Source organism: Candidatus Symbiopectobacterium sp., assembly GCF_020054415.1.
Lineage (GTDB): Bacteria > Pseudomonadota > Gammaproteobacteria > Enterobacterales > Enterobacteriaceae > Symbiopectobacterium.
Genome location: NZ_JAHWCO010000212.1, coordinates 1 through 1,228, shown reverse-complemented (window position 1 = coordinate 1,228; position 1,228 = coordinate 1). Strand labels below are relative to the sequence as shown.

The following is a 1,228-nucleotide window of genomic DNA, read 5'->3' as shown; positions in this document are numbered from 1 at the left end:
GCCATAAAGGCTGCGGATTCCCTTGACGTAAAATCAGTATGTTAAATCCAGAGCGTGGTGATGCATCCCGGAGCGATCAGCATTTTAATCCAAAACAGGCGTGTCATAACAGCATTATTCCCTATTATTCAACAAAGCCATGGTTAAGTGATGAATTAATAAATAGAGGCAACCACGAGGCGTTGTGTTATTAACCAGATAACGATTAACGTCCCTGCTTTACCAGCGCCTCGCGTTACGCATTTTTTTACATAAGACGCTATAAAAAAATATTTCATGCCGGCGTATCTGGTGTATATTGGAAAATCAAAAAATATCTTGTAAGCTAATAATGTCTCTTCTTTTTAAAGGAACACCATGATGAGTTTTGACGTGCTAAGTAATATTCGTTCTCTTCGCGCTCAGGCCCGAGATACCGATCTTGAAACCCTGGAAGAGCTGTTAAGCAAATTCACTGCAATTGTGGAAGAGCGCCGCGAAGAAGACAGCAAAATTCAGAAAGAGCAGGCAGAACGTTTGGCAAAACTGGATGCCATTCGTGCTCAGCTTCTTGAAGACGGTATTGATCCGGCTGAACTGCTGGAAAGCGTGAAATCCAAACCTGCCAAGGCCAAACGCGATCCTCGTCCGGCGAAATATAAATATATTGATGAGAATGGCACCGAGCAAACCTGGACCGGCCAAGGCCGCACGCCGAAAGCGATCCGTGAAGCCATTGATGGCGGAAGCAAAACGCTGGAAGATTTCGAGATTTAATTTGTTCTCTTCCTTGCCGTATTAGCGCGCATCACTTGTCTTGTTATGCATGGAGTAACGTTGTACTCCATGCATATCTTTTCTAATCTGCGATCGTTATCACCACCTGCGTTTCGCCTTCCTTGACAAAAAGTTTTTATCCCACAAAGACACGATTAAAATGGCGGAAAAATTAATACCGCTGGTGTATTAGCATGCGTATCAATCAGTATCCGATTTTCTTTGATCGTTTGCAGCCAACAAAAGAAGTGATATCACTAAGAAGCAATACCGCGATGAAAGACAGCTTCGATGGGCTTTGTTGAATAATATGGAATAATGCTGTTATGACACGCCTGTTTTGGATTAAAATGGGCTTTGTTGAATAAATCAGAACTTGTAACGACTGCGCCCCATACGGGTCGATTGTTACGTGATGCGAATACTGTTCGGCATTCCTAATAGCGTGATCCGGTTAAGCGCTTTGACCATG

General features: G+C 43.2%; 2 protein-coding genes. Both read left to right on the top strand.

Going from position 1 to position 1,228, the window contains the following annotated elements:
• Positions 1–38 precede the first annotated feature (38 nt).
• Entirely contained in the window at positions 39–194 is a 156-nt protein-coding gene (locus QZ506_RS06240) for a hypothetical protein (RefSeq protein ID WP_291969838.1), read from the top strand.
• Between the two features lie 163 nt (positions 195–357).
• Entirely contained in the window at positions 358–756 is a 399-nt protein-coding gene (locus QZ506_RS06235; RefSeq protein WP_291969835.1) for an H-NS family nucleoid-associated regulatory protein, read from the top strand.
• Positions 757–1,228 lie beyond the last annotated feature (472 nt).

What these genes read in the sequence shown, in the direction of transcription:
- QZ506_RS06235 (WP_291969835.1), top strand. Translation starts at nt 358, where the DNA reads ATGATGAGTTTTGACGTGCTAAGTAATATTCGTTCTCTTCGCGCTCAG.
- QZ506_RS06240 (WP_291969838.1), top strand. Translation starts at nt 39, where the DNA reads ATGTTAAATCCAGAGCGTGGTGATGCATCCCGGAGCGATCAGCATTTT.